Source organism: Arthrobacter sp. NQ4 (assembly GCF_029077345.1).
Lineage (GTDB): Bacteria > Actinomycetota > Actinomycetes > Actinomycetales > Micrococcaceae > Arthrobacter.
Map to the genome: position 1 here is coordinate 1 of NZ_JARETC010000005.1, position 16503 is coordinate 16503.

General features: G+C 66.1%; 9 protein-coding genes. 1 reads left to right on the forward strand and 8 read right to left on the reverse strand.

Going from position 1 to position 16503, the window contains the following annotated elements:
- Positions 1 to 449: 449 nt before the first annotated feature.
- Genes PUN51_RS10435 through PUN51_RS10445 form a run of 3 tightly spaced genes read right to left on the reverse strand, consistent with a single transcriptional unit; the run spans position 450 to position 7982 of the window.
- A complete protein-coding gene (locus tag PUN51_RS10435) occupies positions 450 to 4148 on the reverse strand; it encodes a 1,4-alpha-glucan branching enzyme (protein ID WP_275180834.1) in 3699 nt (1232 codons plus the stop codon).
- A 1-nt stretch (position 4149) separates the two neighbouring features.
- Entirely contained in the window at positions 4150 to 5943 is a 1794-nt protein-coding gene (treS, locus tag PUN51_RS10440) for a maltose alpha-D-glucosyltransferase (RefSeq protein ID WP_275180835.1), read from the reverse strand.
- Positions 5940 to 7982, reverse strand: a complete 2043-nt coding sequence (locus tag PUN51_RS10445; protein WP_275181024.1) for an alpha-1,4-glucan--maltose-1-phosphate maltosyltransferase — start codon at positions 7980 to 7982, stop codon at positions 5940 to 5942. Before PUN51_RS10445 ends, treS begins: the two co-directional genes overlap by 4 nt.
- 191 nt (positions 7983 to 8173) lie before the next feature.
- Between PUN51_RS10445 and glgP the strand changes: the two genes are divergently transcribed.
- Positions 8174 to 10792, forward strand: coding sequence for an alpha-glucan family phosphorylase (glgP, locus tag PUN51_RS10450; RefSeq protein ID WP_275180836.1), 2619 nt, complete (start codon positions 8174 to 8176; stop codon positions 10790 to 10792).
- Positions 10793 to 10867: 75 nt separating this feature from the next.
- Here the strand turns inward: glgP and PUN51_RS10455 are convergent, their stop codons facing one another.
- The 5 genes from PUN51_RS10455 to cysS all read right to left on the reverse strand — a co-directional run bounded on the left by PUN51_RS10455 (position 10868) and on the right by cysS (position 16493).
- Positions 10868 to 11224, reverse strand: a complete 357-nt coding sequence (locus tag PUN51_RS10455) for a barstar family protein (RefSeq protein ID WP_275180837.1) — start codon at positions 11222 to 11224, stop codon at positions 10868 to 10870.
- Positions 11225 to 11231: 7 nt separating this feature from the next.
- Complete coding sequence (locus PUN51_RS10460; protein WP_275180838.1) at positions 11232 to 11720, reverse strand: ribonuclease domain-containing protein; 489 nt, start codon at positions 11718 to 11720, stop codon at positions 11232 to 11234.
- A 48-nt stretch (positions 11721 to 11768) separates the two neighbouring features.
- Complete coding sequence (gene glgX, locus PUN51_RS10465; RefSeq protein WP_275180839.1) at positions 11769 to 13868, reverse strand: glycogen debranching protein GlgX; 2100 nt, start codon at positions 13866 to 13868, stop codon at positions 11769 to 11771.
- A gap of 89 nt (positions 13869 to 13957) precedes the next feature.
- Complete coding sequence (rlmB, locus tag PUN51_RS10470) at positions 13958 to 14947, reverse strand: 23S rRNA (guanosine(2251)-2'-O)-methyltransferase RlmB (protein WP_159632908.1); 990 nt, start codon at positions 14945 to 14947, stop codon at positions 13958 to 13960.
- A gap of 79 nt (positions 14948 to 15026) precedes the next feature.
- Complete coding sequence (gene cysS / locus PUN51_RS10475) at positions 15027 to 16493, reverse strand: cysteine--tRNA ligase (protein WP_159632909.1); 1467 nt, start codon at positions 16491 to 16493, stop codon at positions 15027 to 15029.
- Between the last annotated feature and the right edge of the window lie 10 nt (positions 16494 to 16503).

Below are 16503 nucleotides of genomic sequence, written 5' to 3' on the forward strand. Positions count from 1 at the left end.
GACACAACCAAAACCACCGGAAATAACGGTCATAATGGCTGCACAAAATTTGAAACCAGCTAAAAACACCAAACCACACCACAGGGGCGGCACGATTCGGCAAATTCAACCAATTACATACATAATCGGTATCAACAAACTTGGCACACTATTGAGTTCTCAAACAACAGACACACCCGGCACCACCCAAACCAACGTTCAGGATCGCTCCGGAGCAACTTTTCAAACTTACCGGCTGGCTTCCTGCGTGTCAAACCGGCGTCCGCGACCATCCTCAGCATATGCTTTGGGGATCGGTTTTCCGTCTGACTCCGTGGAGCAGCGCGGAAACAAACTCTACCACCACTCCTCCCGGATCGCCAGTCGGCCCTCGCGTGGTGTCCCGCAGGCAGCCGAAAGGCCCGGAATCACGCGGATTCCGGGCCTTTCGTGGATGACCGCCGTGGGGGTCAGCCAGCCGTTGATGCTCCCGGCTTGAAGTAGGACGCCCCGAGCGGAGGCAGCGTGACAGTCAGCGTCGCCGGCTGGCCATCCTGTCCTTCGTCCACTGCCTTCAGCTCGCCGTCGTTCAGTACACCGGATCCGCCGTAGGTGGTGTGGTCGGTGTTCAGGACCTCGGTCCAGGCCCCGGCAGTGGGGACACCCAGGGTGTAGCCGACATGCGGGGCGCCGGAGAAGTTGATGGCACAGACAACCGGGTTGCCGTCGGCGTCCCACCTGATGAAGGACAGGACGTTGCGGTCCGCGTCGCCACCGTTGATCCACTGGAAACCAGCCGGAACATTGTCCTGCGTGTACAGCGCCGGGGTGGACGCGTACAGCTCGTTGAGGTCCTTGGTGAGCAACTGCAGTCCCCTGTGTGCGGGGATGTCGGCGAGCCACCAGTCCAGGCCGTGCTGTTCAGACCACTCGGCTTCCTGGCCGAACTCGGTGCCCATGAAGATGAGCTGCTTGCCGGGGTGGGCCCACTGGTAGGCGAAGAAGGCCCGGAGGTTCGCCAGCTGCTGCCAACGGTCACCGGGCATCTTGCGGAGCATGGAGCCCTTGCCGTGGACAACCTCGTCGTGGCTGATGGGCAGCAGGAAGTTCTCCGTGAAGGCGTAGACCAGGGAGAACGTCACCGTCCCGTGGTGCCACCTGCGGTTGTAGGGGTCCTCGGAGATGTACTTGAGGGAATCGTGCATCCAGCCCATGTTCCACTTCAGGCCGAAGCCCAGGCCGCCGTGGCTGGTGGGCGCAGTAACGCCCGGGAACGCCGTGGATTCTTCCGCGATCATGACGGCGCCGGGGTGGGTCTTGTAGACGGTGGCGTTGACTTCCTGCAGGAAGGAGATGGCCTCGAGGTTCTCCCTGCCGCCGAAGCGGTTGGGCCGCCATTGTCCTTCCTGGCGTGAGTAGTCGAGGTAGAGCATGGAGGCCACCGCGTCCACGCGCAGGCCGTCGATGTGGAATTCCTCCAGCCAGTAGAGGGCGTTGGCCACCAGGAAGTTCCGGACCTCGGTGCGCCCGAAGTCGAAGATCAGGGTGCCCCAGTCGGGGTGTTCGCCAAGTGCCGGGTCCGAGTGTTCGTACAGGGGCTCGCCGTCAAACCGGGCCAGGGCCCAGGCGTCCTTCGGGAAGTGTGCGGGCACCCAGTCCAGCAGGACGCCGATTCCTGCCTGGTGGAGGGCGTCCACCAGGTAGCGGAACTCGTCCGGGTGTCCGAACCGGGATGTGGGCGCGAAGTAGGAGGTGACCTGGTAACCCCAGGAACCCCCGAACGGGTGCTCTGCGACGGGCATGAATTCCACGTGCGTGAATCCCAGCCACTTGACGTACTCCACCAGTTCCTTGGCGAGCTCGCGGTAGCCGAGGCCCAGGCGCCAGGATCCGAGGTGCACCTCGTACACGCTCATGGCGGAGTTGTGGGGATCGCGTTTGGCCCGCGCTTCCATCCATTCCTCGTCCTTGAACGCGTAGGAGGGTTCCACCACCCTGGACGCGGTCAAGGGGGGAACTTCGGTGCCGAACGCCAGCGGGTCGGCCTTTTCAACCCAGTAGCCGCCCCGGGTCAGGATTTCGTACTTGTAGCAGGCCCCCGCGGCGACGCCGGGGATGAAGACCTCCCACACGCCGGAGGAACCCAGGGAGCGCATGGAGTGTTCCCGTCCGTCCCAGGCGTTGAAGTCACCCTTGACGCGGACGGCCTGCGCGTTGGGGGCCCAGACGGCAAAGGACACACCGTTGACGTCTCCCAGCGCCGACTTGTAATGCCGGACATGGGCGCCGAGCACCTGCCACAGTTTCTCGTGCCGGCCTTCACCGATGAGGTGGAGGTCAACTTCACCCACGGTGGGCAGGTAGCGGTAGGGCTCGTCAACGGTCACCGGGTCCTTGCCCGGGTAGGCGACCGTGAGGCGGTAGTCGGGAACGTGCCCTTGCTCCAGCGGTTCCAGGACGGCAACCCACACGCCGTGGGCCTCGTGTTCCATGGGAACTTCACCGGCACGGGTGACCACGGTGACTGCTTCGGCGAGGTGCTTCACGGTCCGGATGGTGACGTGCCCATAGTCGTCCAGGTGCGCGCCCAGGACGGAGTGGGGGGCGTGGTGTTCACCGTTCGCGATCCTGCCCAGGGTGCCTTCATCCACGTGCAGGGGCACCCCCGGGCGGTCAGTTCGTGCTGAGCCAGTCATTTCGTTACCTTCCGATGCTGCACCGGCGGAGTCGCCGGCACCGTTACTGCCCAGGAGCCGCCTGGCGGCGTTTACTGGAATCGCCACCCAGTCGGGCCTGTTACGCATTTCATAAACAACTTCGTACAGCGCCTTGTCCAGCCACAATGCCACAAACAGCGGCGAGGTTTGGTCCACCGTTCCAGGAATGACCCCGGCGTACCCTGCCAGGAAGGCGTCGGCGCAGTCATCCACCCAGCTGTCCGGCACCTGGGCACCCTCCTGCTCGCGCTGGGCTGCGCCGGCGGCGTAGTCGAAGGAGCGCAGCATGCCGACGACGTCGCGCAGGGGCACGTCCGGCACGTTCCGTTCGGCGATGGGCCGCAGGGGCTCGCCCTCGAAGTCGAGGATGGCCCAGCGGGACCCGTCGCCCGACTGGCCGGTGACCTGGAGGATCTGGCCCAGGTGCAGGTCGCCGTGGATGCGCTGGAGGGGCCCCTCGGGTGCCTTGTCCAGGTTTGCCAGCAGGGCGTCCAGGGCATCGTCGTAAGGTCCGACGGCGGCACGCGCCTCCGCCCAGGCGGCCCGGACGCGCTGGGCAACGGCGGGTCCTGCACCCTTGCCGGGTTCAGGCCCGCTCGACTGCCCCAGGGCCTCCGCAAGGCGCTTGTGCACCGTGGCGGTGGCGGCGCCAAGGGCCCTTGCTTCCGCCGTGAAGTCCGTGCCCGAGCGGGCTGCGTCCACCGCCAGCCGCCAGGCATCGCGTCCACCGGCGAGGAATTCGTGGGCCACCGCAAGCTCACCCTGGACGTACCGGGTAGCTTGGCCGGTGCCGGTTGGGGTGTGGTTGCCGTGCCCCAGCCACTCGCCCCGGACCCAGCCGAGGGTGGCGGGGACTTCCGACGTCCCTGCCTTGGTCAGGGCCGCTCCCACCTCGATCTCCGGGTTGGTTCCGTCCGACAGGACCCGGAAGAATTTCACCATGGCGGCCGATTCGCCGTCGTCCACAATGACGGAACTGTTGGACTGCTCACCGGAGAGCACCTTCACGACGCCCTTCGCCGTGGGCAGGCGGTACGGTCCTTCCACGCGGAATCCCGTCGCGGTGCCGCTGTCCGCCTTTCCTTCCTGCCGAATGAGCTCCAGCCACGCGCCCACGAAGTCGGGGTCGTGGACGGCGTCGTACACCCAGGGGCGGGTGGGATCCATTCCTGCCGCTTCACCCACCAGCGCACGCTCCATGCCCCCTGCCGGCGCCGGCCGGAAGCTCAAGGGAACCTGGACGACGGCGGTGCGCTGACCGCCGTCGGGCCCCTGGGTGGTGACGTTGAGGAGGAATACGGCCAGCGCCGCGTGTCCGCTGGGGTCCGCCAGTCCCAGGCTGCCGGCCTGGGAGATGGCGAAATCGGGGGTTTTGACCGGGAACCAACGCTGCTGCGGCAGCCATTCCTTGAGCAGCGCGGTGAGGGCGGGAGTGAGGATTGGCTGGTTCATCTCAGTTCTCTATCGACAGGATGGGCATGGCCTGGGTGTACGGCGAGGACGGGTTCGACCCCGCCGAGCGCATCCGAAGCCAGAAGAAATCGTGGCTTCCGATGGTCAGGGTAAGGGTGCCGTCGTCGCCGATGCCGGGGAAGATCTGTCCGCCGAACACATCGCGGAGCCCCCGGCCTGCATATTCGGGGATCCGCAGCGTGGCAGCGACCGGATGCTGGGAGAGGTTGAAGGCACACAGGATGGTCTCGCCGTCTGCCCCGGCAGGGTTGGTGTCCGACAGTTCGCGCAGGTACGCCAGGACGGCGTCGTGGTCTGCTTCCACATGCTTGAAGCCGCCCAGTCCGAACGCCGGGTGGTTCTTGCGGACGCTGAGGATCTGCCGGGTCCAGCGCAGCAGGGACCCGGAGTGGGCAGCCTCAGCTTCGACGTTGGCCATGGCGTAGTTGTACACCAGGGACTGGATGGGCGGCAGGTACAGCTTGCCGGGATCGGCATGGGAAAAGCCGGCGTTCCGGTCCGGGTTCCACTGCATGGGGGTGCGGACGGCATCGCGGTCCTCCAGCCAGATGTTGTCCCCCATGCCGATCTCGTCGCCGTAGTACAGGAACGGGCTGCCCGGAAGCGAGAGCAGGAGGGCGTTGATCAGTTCGATCTCGGCCCGCGAGTTGTCGAGCAGGGGTGCCAGCCGGCGGCGGATGCCGATGTTGGCCCGCATGCGCGGGTCCGGGGCGTACCAGCCCAGCATTGCCGCACGCTCATCGGCGGTGACCATTTCCAGGGTCAGCTCGTCGTGGTTGCGGAGGAACGTGCCCCATTGCGCGCCCTCGGGGATGTCCGGGGTGTCGCGCATCGTTTCGATGATGGGCGCCGCCTTTTGGTCCCGCAGCGCGTAGTAGAGGCGGGGCATGATGGGGAAGTGGAACGCCATGTGGCACTCGGGTTCATCGACGGTGCCGAAGTATTCCACCACCTCGTTGGGCGGCTGGTTTGCTTCGGCGATGATCACGCGGCCGGGATAGCGTTCATCCACCATTTCCCGCAGCCGGCGGAGGAACTCGTGGGTGGCCGGAAGGTTTTCGCAGTTGGTGCCCTCCTCCTCGAAGAGGTAGGGAATGGCGTCCGCGCGGAAACCGTCAATCCCCTGGTCCAGCCAGAACCGGACAACGTCGAAGACGGCCTCGATCACCTTGGGATTTTCGAAGTTCAGGTCCGGCTGGTGGCTGAAGAACCGGTGCCAGAAGAACTGCCGGCGGATGGGATCGAACGTCCAGTTCGATTCCTCCGTGTCAACGAAGATGATGCGTGCGTCCTGGTATTTCTCGTCCGTGTCGCTCCAGACGTAGAAGTCGCCGAAGGGACCGTCCGGGTCCTTCCGGGATTCCTGGAACCAGGGGTGCTGGTCGGAGGTGTGGTTCAGCGGGAGGTCGATGATTACCCGGACGCCGCGGGCATGCGCTTCTGCCACGAGCCGCTTGAAGTCGCTGATGGTGCCGAATTCATCCAGGACCGAGTTGTAGTCGGAGATGTCGTAGCCGCCGTCCCGCAGCGGTGACTGGAAGAACGGGGGCAGCCAGAGGCAATCCACGCCCAGCCACTGGAGGTAGTCCAGCCGGTCGATGAGTCCGGAGAAATCCCCGGACCCATCGCCGTTGGCATCCGCAAAGGCCCGGACCAGTACTTCATAGAACACTGCCTTGCGGTACCACAGAGGGTCATGCTGAAGGCCAGGCGCATTTAGCTCGAACGTGCTCTTGGGAGTGAAGTGGCCGGAACTCTGCGGGTTGAAACTCACTGATGCATTCTCCTCACGCTCAGGATGTGGGCGGGCTCCACGTGCGGATCAAGCCGCACGTAGTTGAACTCGCCCCACTCCCAGCTTTGGCCGGAGATGAGGTCATCCACATAGAAGCCGCCGCCCGGGGTGATGTCCTGCGGGTCCAGTTCGAGGGCCGCCAGGTCCAGGGAGACGCTGCACTCCTTGGTGACGTGCGGGTCCACGTTGACCACCACGATGATGGTGTCCTTGGAGCCGTCGGGAAGGGTCTTGTGCTTCGAGTAGACAACAGTGGAGTCGTCGGTGCTCTGGTGGACCGTGAGGTTCTGCAGGTCCAGCAGCGCGGGGTGGTCCCGCCGGATGTGGTTCAGCCGGGTGATGTACGGGGCCAGCGTGCGTCCGGACTCGGCGGCGGCGTCCCAGTCGCGGGCCTTGTACTCGAACTTCTCGTTGTCGATGTACTCTTCCGCACCGGGCCGGGCAACGTGTTCGTACAGTTCATAGCCGGCGTAGACGCCCCAGAGCGGGCTTCCGGTGGCGGCCAGGACAGCCCTGATCCGGAACGCTGCCGGTCCGCCGTACTGCAGGTATTCCGTGAGGATATCCGGGGTGTTGACGAAGAAGTTGGGCCGGAAGAACGCCGGTGATTCGTGGCTGACTTCCTCGAAGTAGGTCTCGATTTCCTTCTTGGTGTTGCGCCACGTGAAGTACGTGTAGGACTGCTGGAAGCCGGCCCTGCCCAGGGCGTGCATCATGGCCGGGCGGGTAAAGGCTTCGGCCAGGAACACAACACCTGGTTCGGCTTTTTCCACTTCCGCAATGAGCCATTCCCAGAACCACACGGGTTTGGTGTGCGGATTATCCACGCGGAAAATCTTTACGCCGTGGCTGACCCACAGCAGCACGATCCGCAGAATTTCCCGGGAAAGTCCTTCCGGATCATTATCGAAATTGAGCGGAAAGATGTCCTGGTACTTCTTTGGCGGGTTTTCGGCGTAGGCAATGCTGCCGTCCACCCTGGTGGTGAACCATTCCGGATGGGACTGCACCCACGGGTGGTCCGGGGCGGCCTGGAGTGCGAGGTCCAGGGCTACCTCCAGGCCCAGTTCGTTGGCACGCGCCACGAAGGCGTCGAAGTCCTCGAAGGATCCGAGGTCGGGGTGGATGGCGTCGTGGCCACCTTCCTTGGCTCCGATGGCCCAGGGTGAGCCGGGATCATTGGGGCCGGCCACCAGGGTGTTGTTGGGTCCCTTGCGGAACTGCACGCCGATGGGGTGGATGGGCGGCATGTAGAGGACGTCGAAGCCCATGGCTGCCACGGCGTCCAGCCGTTTGGCGGCGGTACGGAAGTTACCTGACGTCCAGGCGCCGGTGTTGTGGTCCTTTACGGCGCCTTCGGACCGGGGGAAGAACTCGTACCAGGCGCCCCGCCCGGCCCGGTCCCGCTCCACCAGGAGGGGGTATTTTTCAGAAAGGGTGACGAGTCCCCGGATGGGCTGGCGGGACACGATGTCCGCGACTTCCTGGCTGAACCCGGCCCCAAGCCGTTCCTCCGTGCTGCGGGACTGGTCGCCCAGGACCTCCGAGGCATGCCGCAGGGCTGCCCGGTCCACCTCGTCCCGGAAGTCCTCTGCGGACGCTTCGCCCAGCAGTTTGGCACCTTCGGCGAGCATGAGTTCGACGTCGACTCCGGCGTCGATCTTCACTTCGGCGTTGTGGTGCCAGGTGCCGTAGCGGTCGTGCCAGGCTTCGATGACAAAAGACCAGTTCCCCGTTTCCGACGGCGTGAGCACGCCTTCCCAGCGGTCCGTGCCCATGCCACGTTCCCCGCGCGGTGGCGCAAGCCGGACGCGCTGGCGCTCGGCGCCGGAGGGGTCAAGGAGCACGGCGCTGACGCCGAGCTGGTCATGCCCCTCGCGGAAGGCGGTGGCGCCCACGACAATGGCTTCGCCGGGCAGGGCCTTGGCCGGGAATTTGCCGCCCTCGACGACGGGCTGCACGGCAGTGATGGGAAAACGCCCAAACCGCAAGTCCTCGGTGATACTGCGCTGGGGCATTTTGGTGGATGCGGCACTGGTTCCTGAGTTAGTCGTCACAGGCTCGACGTTAGCGAGAAATGACCCGGATTGCTAAGCCTGCTCCCTAAAATCGCCGTGCCGCGGCCTAATTTCTTCATGCCCCTGTCATTTACCCAAAAGAAACCGAAAGCTGGTTCCGGCCGCGCATGTTGTCGGTTAGTGTGACGCAGGTGAAGGCAATCCGCAGGTTTACGGTCCGTACAGTCCTCCCCGAACCCATTCGGCCTTTGGCCAGGCTGGCCAGCAATTTGCGGTGGTCCTGGCACCGCCCCACCCGGGAGCTTTTCGCCGGGCTGAACCCGCGGCTGTGGGAGGAAAGCGGGCAGGACCCCATCGGTTTCCTGGGCATGGTCAGCCGGGAGGAATTCCAGCAGCTCGCCGCGGACCAGTCGGTGGTGGACCGGGTGCGCGCCGCAGAACAGGACCTTGACCGGTACCTCCAGGAACCGCGCTGGTACCAGGGCCTGGGCCCGGATGCACCCGCCTCCATCGCCTACTTCTCCCCCGAGTTCGGCATCACCGAGGTCCTCCCCCAGTACTCGGGCGGCCTGGGAATCCTCGCCGGCGACCACTTGAAGGCTGCCTCGGACCTCGGCGTCCCCCTGATCGGGGTGGGCCTGCTGTACCAGGCGGGCTACTTCAAGCAGTCACTGTCCCGCGACGCGTGGCAGCAGGAGACCTACCCCGTCCTGGATCCGGACGGCCTGCCGCTGACCCTGCTCCGGGAACCCTCCCCCGACGGCAACGGCAAGGCCCTGGAGGTCTCCCTTCCCCTGCCCAACGGGCGCCGGCTGCTGGCACACATCTGGCGGGCCGACGTCGGACGCGTTCCCCTGCTTCTCCTGGACTCCAACGTGCCGGGCAATGACGACGCCGCCCGCAGCATCACCGACCGTTTGTACGGCGGAGGCGGCGACCACCGGCTGCAGCAGGAGCTGCTGCTGGGGATGGGCGGGGTCAAGGCCCTGCGCGCCTTCCAGAAGCTGACGGGCAGCGCCGCGCCGGAGGTGTTCCACACCAACGAAGGCCACGCGGGGTTCCTTGGCATCGAGCGCATCCAGGAACTGATGTCCGGCGAACAGGCCCTGACATTCGACGAAGCACTCGCCGCCGGGCGGGCCTCCACCGTGTTCACCACGCACACGCCGGTGCCGGCCGGCATCGACAGGTTCGAGATTAACCAGATCAGCCATTTCTTCCAGGCCGGACTGGCTCCGGACGTGCCCGTGGACCGTGTCCTGGAATTGGGACGGGAGAACTACGCGGACGGTAACCCGGCCGTGTTCAACATGGCGGTCATGGGCCTGCGCCTGGCCCAGCGCGCCAACGGCGTGGCCAAGCTCCACGGCGAGGTGTCGCGCGGCATGTTCTCCGCCCTCTGGCCGGGCTTCGACCACTCCGAGGTGCCCATCACCTCGGTCACCAACGGCGTGCACGTGCCCACCTGGGTGGACAGCCGCATCTCCAAGCTCGCCCGCGACCAGTTTGGCAGCGAGGCCGAAGCGCTGGGCAAATGGGACCTGGCCTACAACGTCAGCGACGCCGACGTTTGGGCGCTGCGCCGCGAGATGCGCGCTGCCCTGGTGGAGGACGTCCGCCGCAGGCTGCGGGCGGCCTGGAAGAAGCGCGGCGCGGCGGACGCAGAGCTGGGTTGGACAGACAACGTCCTGGACCCGGACATCCTCACCATTGGCTTTGCCCGCCGCGTGCCCACCTACAAGCGGCTGACCCTGATGCTGCGGGAACCGGCGCGGTTGAAGGCGCTGCTCCTGCACAAGGACCACCCCATCCAGCTGGTTATCGCCGGCAAGTCGCATCCTGCCGATGACGCCGGGAAGAAAATGATCCAGGACCTGGTGCGGTTCACGGATGATCCGGAGGTCCGGCACCGCATCGCGTTCCTGCCCAACTATGACATCGCCATGGCCAGGACCCTGTTCCCGGGCTGCGACGTCTGGCTGAACAATCCGCTGCGTCCGCTGGAGGCCTGCGGCACGTCGGGCATGAAGGCAGCCCTGAACGGCTCGCTGAACCTTTCCGTCCTGGACGGCTGGTGGGATGAGATGTACGACGGCGAGAACGGCTGGGCGATTCCCACGGCCAACAACGACGCTTCCCCCGAGGAGCGGGACGACATCGAGGCGGCGGCGCTGTACGAGCTGCTGGAAACACAGGTGGCGCCGCGCTTCTACGGCGGAACGGTGTCCGAAGGCGCTGGTGCTGCGGGGCCCTCGACCACGCGGAGCGAGAAGGTGCCCACGCACTGGGTGTCCATGATCAAGCACACCCTCTCGCACCTCGGCCCGGCCGTGTCCGCTGAGCGCATGCTCCGCGACTACGTGAACATCCTGTACCGCCCCGCCGCGGAAGCGGGACGCAGCGCCACTGCCAACTCCTACGCCCAGGCCCGTGCGCTGGCATCCTGGTCCGCCAAGGTACGCGGCGCCTGGCCACAGGTCCACGTTGAGCACGTTGATTCGGTGGGGGTATCCGAGGATCCGCAGATCGGTGACACGCTCCAGGTCAACGCCTACGTGGCGCTGAACGTCCTCACCCCGGAGGACGTCTGCGTCGAGGTGGCCTACGGCCGGGCCGAGGAGAACGACGCCCTTGCCGACATCACCATGATGGAGCTCCAGGTGAAGGAAGACCTGGGCAGCGGGCGGCACCTGTTCAGCGGCTCCCTGGTCATCGACCGCTCCGGGCCGTTCGGTTACACGGTCCGCGTCCTGCCCCGGCATGATGCCCTGGCCTCCAAGGCGGAGCTCGGGTTGATCGTCAACGCTTAGCCCATTGCGGATAAGGACCGGCAGGCCTGCTTCCTGGCAGGCCTGCCGTTCCGTTTAAGGAAGCACCGCGGTCACTTAAAGAAGCACTGCGGTGACGGCCAGGTCCTTGCCCGCATACCGTTCCGCGTCCTGCAGGATCTCGCACAGGATGCCGAACGATCTGTCGGCGCGGAACGGCGCCGCCACCTGCCACAGGACCGTGACAGGCGGGGTACCGTTTTCGCTGATGCTGTCCGCAAAGTCGTGGAGCGAGTCGTTCAACGCATCCAGGTTCACGCCGTAGTGCTCGGGAAAATCCAAAACCTCGCCGAAGGTTTCCAGGACGGCGCGCTTGCTGTCCGCCGGGGGAACCACCACGCTGCGGCGCCCGGCGTCGGCCACCTGTTCCTGCAGTTCTTCAAGGGTCCAGGTGTCGCCGGAGAAGATTTTCATGGTTGTGCTAGCTGCCTTCCGCTATGTACTTGAACGTTGCGTAGTGATCGCCGGTGTAATACTTCTCCCCGCCATTGCCCGCCACGATGCGCCGTGCACCCCGGTCCGGTTCACCGGGGGTGGGGACGGTGTACTCGCGGTAGTAGCCGCGGTCCCTGGCTGGGAGGACCCGCTCGAAGTTTCCGAACACCTGGTCATCCTGCCCGTACTGGAACGGGCCGCCCGCCCGGATCAGCGCCAGCACCCGGCGGCCCTCCACCGGCAGCGCGGATTCCCTGATCTCCGGGAGGCTGGACGGGTTGGCTCCCCGGTGGGGCGCTGACTGCTTCGCTGCCGGGGACGTGGCCGTTCCAGCCGGAGTGGACGTGCGGCTGGAACCAGCGTCCGGCGTCGTGCCGTCCGTCTGCCCGCCCAGCAGCCCGGCACCGCCGAAGGCCACCATGGCCAGGACCACCAGGGTGGTGAGGAGCAGCGGGAGGATGGAGCGGTTGCGCATTCGGGATTACCTGCCGGATGGGTGGACTGGCGTCTGGTGATGCTGTAGCTACGTGCGGTAAATGCTGATGGAGTTGGCCTCGGCCAGGTCGACGTCCCCGGCAGCCACCTGGATGCCCTGCCGCTGCTTGTGGCGGGGTGAGGTGGTCAGCCGGAGCTCGAACAGGCTCGGAGCCGGCCGTCCGGCGTCGGGCAGGGTGACCTGGACGTCATGGGCGCCTCCGTTGACCACCACCAGCCCGGCAAGGTCGCCGCCGTCGTCGCGGAGCAGGAGCTGCAGGACGCGGTGGTGCGGATCGTTCCAGCGCTCGGCGGACATGGGCTGGCCGTGCTGGTCGAACCAGTAGAGGTAGGACTGTTCATCCCGGACCGGGAAATCATGCGGCTGGGCGGCCAGGAACTCCTTGCGCAGCCGGATGTACCGCTTGGTACTGCGCAGCATCTCGTGCGCCTCCGGTGTCAGCGTCCAGTCCAGCCAGGTGATGGCATTGTCCTGGCAGTAGGCGTTGTTGTTCCCGTGCTGGGTCCTGGCCAGCTCGTCCCCGGCAGTGATCATGGGAACGCCGAGCGAAACCATCAGCGAGGCCATCAGGTTGCGCCGCGACTGCGCACGCTGTGCCAGGATGGCGCTGTTCTCGGTGGGACCCTCCACGCCGTGGTTGTAGCTGCGGTTGTCTCCGTGCCCGTCCCGGTTCTCTTCGCCGTTGGCCTCGTTGTGCTTGCGGTCGAAGGACACGAGATCGTTCATGGTGAAGCCGTCATGGGCGGTGACGAAGTTGACCGAGGCCAGGCGCGAGCGGCCGGACACCTGGAAGAGGCCTGCGGAACCGGACAGGGCGTCGGCGAGTTTCGCCATCGTCCCGCCGTGCCCGCCGGAATCGATGGCCGCGCGGTCTGCCAGCCAGAAGGTCCGGACAGCATCGCGGAAGTGGTCGTTCCAGTCGACCCACCCCCGGGGGAACCGGCCCGTCTGCCAGCCTCCGTAGCCAATGTCCCAGGGTTCGGCAATCAGCTTGACCCCGGACAGGACGGGATCGGCGGCGACGGCGGTGAGGAAGGGGTGATGGGGGTCGAACTCGTTCGCGGCGTTGCGGCACAGCGTGACTGCCAGGTCGAACCGGAAACCGTCGATGTGGAACTCGTCCACCCAGTACCGGAGGGAGTCGGTCACCAGCTGGACCACATGCTGGTCCCCGAAGTTGAGGGAGTTGCCGCAGCCGGTGGTGTCGAGGTACTTGCCGTGGCCGTCCACCCGGTAGTAAGTGCCTTCGCCGAGGCCGCGGAAGCTCAGGACAGGGCCGTCCGCCGTGCCCTCGGCCGTGTGGTTGTACACGACATCGAGAATGACTTCCAGCCCGGCGGCGTGCAGTGCCTTCACCATGGCCTTGAACTCGTCCTGGACCGCCTGCGGGCCCGCTTCCTGGGCTGCGCGGGTGGCGTAGCCGGGGTGCGGGGCGAAGAAGGCGGCGGTGTTGTACCCCCAGTAGTTGCTGAGGCCCAGGTCCTGCAGGTGTGGCTCGTCGATGTGGAAGTGGACGGGCAGGAGCTGGACTGACGTAATGCCCAGGCCGGTGAGGTGCTCGACGACGGCGGGGTGGGCCAGGCCGGCATAGGTGCCCCTGAGCTCCTCCGGCACGTCGGGATGGAGCATGCTCTGGCCGCGGACATGCGCTTCATAGACGATCGTGTTGCGCCACGGCAGGCGCAGCCGTTCGTCTGTTTCCCAGTCGAAATCGACGGCGGTGCGGACGCTGGTAAGGAAGCCATCCTGCTGGTCCACTCCCCTGCCGTATGGGTCCAGCAATAGGGGCTGGCGGGCGGAGCCGTTGCCTGCCGGAAGCTCCGGCGGCAACGGCTGGCTGTCCGACGTCGGGCGGAAGCCGTAGCGCGATCCGTAGGGCAGGTCCTCCACGATGCCGTGGTGGACCCCCTTGGTGATGTTGGGCAGGGTCTGGGTCCGCCATTGGCCGCCGGGAGGGCAGTAGGCGATGTCCAGGCTGGCGACGCCGGGGGCGAAGCAGGCAACGTTGGCGCGTCCGCCGGCGTGGTGGCGGGTACCGCCGGAATCAGCGCGCGGGACGCTGACACCGAGGGGAACGGCCGTGGAGGCGTCCATGGTGGAAGCGGTGTCGAAAAGCGGCATGACCATCACCTAAATAGTAGCGGTCAGCGGCACTTGACCTGCCCATACGCGCCTGCGGCGCCGGGAACCCACCCGCGGATTACGGACCCGTGAAACTATCCGGCCGCGCGCTGGCGGGAAACCTCGTACAGCGAGATTCCCACAGCCATCGAAGCGTTCAGGGATTCCATGGCGGAATCGATGGGGATGGAGACGATCTGGTCGCAGTTTTCCCGCACCAGGCGGCTCAGGCCCTTCCCTTCCGAGCCCACCACGATGCACACCGGTTCGGTGGCCAGGGTGAGATCGGGCAGTGAAACGTCGCCGTCGCCGTCGAGCCCCAGGACATAGATGCCCATGGTCTTGAACTGCTTGAGGGCGTTGTTCAGGTTGGAGGCGCGGGCCACGGGCACGCGGACGGCCGCGCCGGCGCTGGTTTTCCAGGCCGAGGCGGTAACGCCCACGGAACGGCGCTCGGGCACGATGACGCCGTGGCCGCTGAAGGCGGAGACGGAGCGGATGATCGCACCCAGGTTCCGGGGGTCGGTGATGCCGTCCAGGGCCACGAAGAGCGGCGCGTTGGCGATGTGCCCCTTCTTCCACTTGTCCACGGTTTCCTCGGCCAGCTCGTAGGCGTCCAGGTACTCGTAGGGCGGGATCTGCAGCACCAGGCCCTGGTGGACGGCGTCATCCGTCATCCGGTCCAGTTCAGGCTTGCCCGTCTCCAGCAGCGGAATGCCGCGTTCGGCGGCGAGCTTCAGGGATTCCTTGACCCGGTCGTCCATTTCGATGCGGATGGCAACGTGGAGGGCCTTCGCGGGGATGCCGGCGCGGAGCGCCTCGACCACGGAGTTGCGCCCGGTGACTACTTCCTCGGTGGCGCGGCCCTTGGGGCCGGACTTGGCGGCGCCGGCGCTGCGGGCACCGGTCCCGCGCTTCGCAGCGGACCGCTCGGAAAGCTGCCGTGCCTTGTGCGCCTTGTGGTACACGCGGTCCTCGGCTTTGGGCGTGGGGCCCTTGCCCTCGAGGGCCTTGCGGCCATGGCCACCGGTTCCGACGGTTGGGCCCTTCTTCGCTTTAACCGATCGGCGACCATTGTTGGCCATGATGTTCCACCCTTGATTGTGCTGACTGAATCTGCATACCAGTCTACTGACCCGAAAAAAATCGGGGGCAGCGGCCTGTTCAGTCCCGCTTGAGGCTCCAGGTGGCGCCGTCCGGACCGTCCTCCACGACGACCCCGGCTTGGTTGAGGGTGTCCCGGATGGCATCGGACCTTGCCCAGTCCTTGTCGGCGCGGGCAGCCGCCCGGGCGGACAGCTGCGCCTCCACCAGAACGCCCAGCGCCTCGGCTTCACGCGTGCTCACCGCCGCGGAGCCTGCCACGGCGTTCAGGCCCAGGACCCCGGTCATGAGGATGACGGCGTGCATCGCGTTCCGGGCAGCGTCGTCGTCACCCTCGGCGAGGGCTGTGTTGCCCGCCCTGACGGTTTCGTGCAGGGCGGCCAGGGCGCGCGGGACGTTGAGGTCGTCGTCCATTGCTTCGCAGAAGGCATCCACGGCTGCGGACGATGAACCGTGGGGGCCGTCCGCGAGGCCCGTGTCGCCGTCGAAGCGCGCCGCAGCCTTGGCCAGGAATCCGTCAATGCGTTCGACGGCGGCGGCGGCCTCCTGCAGGGACGTCGGGCGGTAGTCCAGGATGGACCGGTAGTGCGCCTGCCCCAGGTAGTAGCGGACCACGCGGGGCGGGGCGAGTTCCAGCATTTCCGCCGGGCTGATGGTGTTGCCAATGGACTTGGACATCTTTTCGCCCTGGTAGGTCACCATGCCGTTGTGCATCCAGAAGTTGGCGAACGGGTGTCCGGCCGCCTGCGACTGCGCCATCTCGTTTTCGTGGTGCGGGAACCGCAGGTCCAGTCCGCCCCCATGGATGTCGAAGGCGGTGCCGAGGTACTTGGTGACCATGGCGGAGCACTCAAGGTGCCAGCCGGGCCGTCCGTTACCCCAGGGCGAGGACCAGCTGGCGGTGGCCGGCTCTCCTTCTTTGGAACCCTTCCACAGCGCAAAGTCGCGGGGGTCCTTCTTGCCTCGGGGATCGGCGTCGGGCGCTGCCTGCATGTCGTCGATGTTCTGCCGGGTCAACGCGCCGTACTTGTTCCAGGAGCGGACGTCGAAGTACACGTCGCCCGAGTCATCCAGGGCCGGGTAGGCGTGGCCGCGGTCGATCAGCTGCTGGATCAGGGCGTGCATCTCCGGAATGTGGCCGGTGGCCCTGGGTTCGTAGGTGGGGCGCGAAACACCGAGGGTGTCGTAGGCCTTCAGGAACTCCTGCTCGTAGCGGTACGCCAGGGCCCACCATTCTTCGCCGGCTACTTCTCCGGGTTCCGGGCTGAAACCGGGGGCGAAGGAGGCCTCGGACTTGGCCAGGATCTTGTCGTCAATGTCCGTCACGTTGCGGACAACCGTGACGCGCAGGCCCCGGTACTGCAGCCAGCGGGTGAGCTGGTCGAACGCGATGGCTGAGCGGATGTGGCCGACGTGCGGCATCCCCTGGACCGTGGCTCCGCAGTAGTAGAGGCTGACCTTGCCCTCGACGAGGGGGACGAAGTTCCGGACTTCGGCGGAGGCAGTGTCATAGAAGCGCAGGGTCACCGCTCCAGAC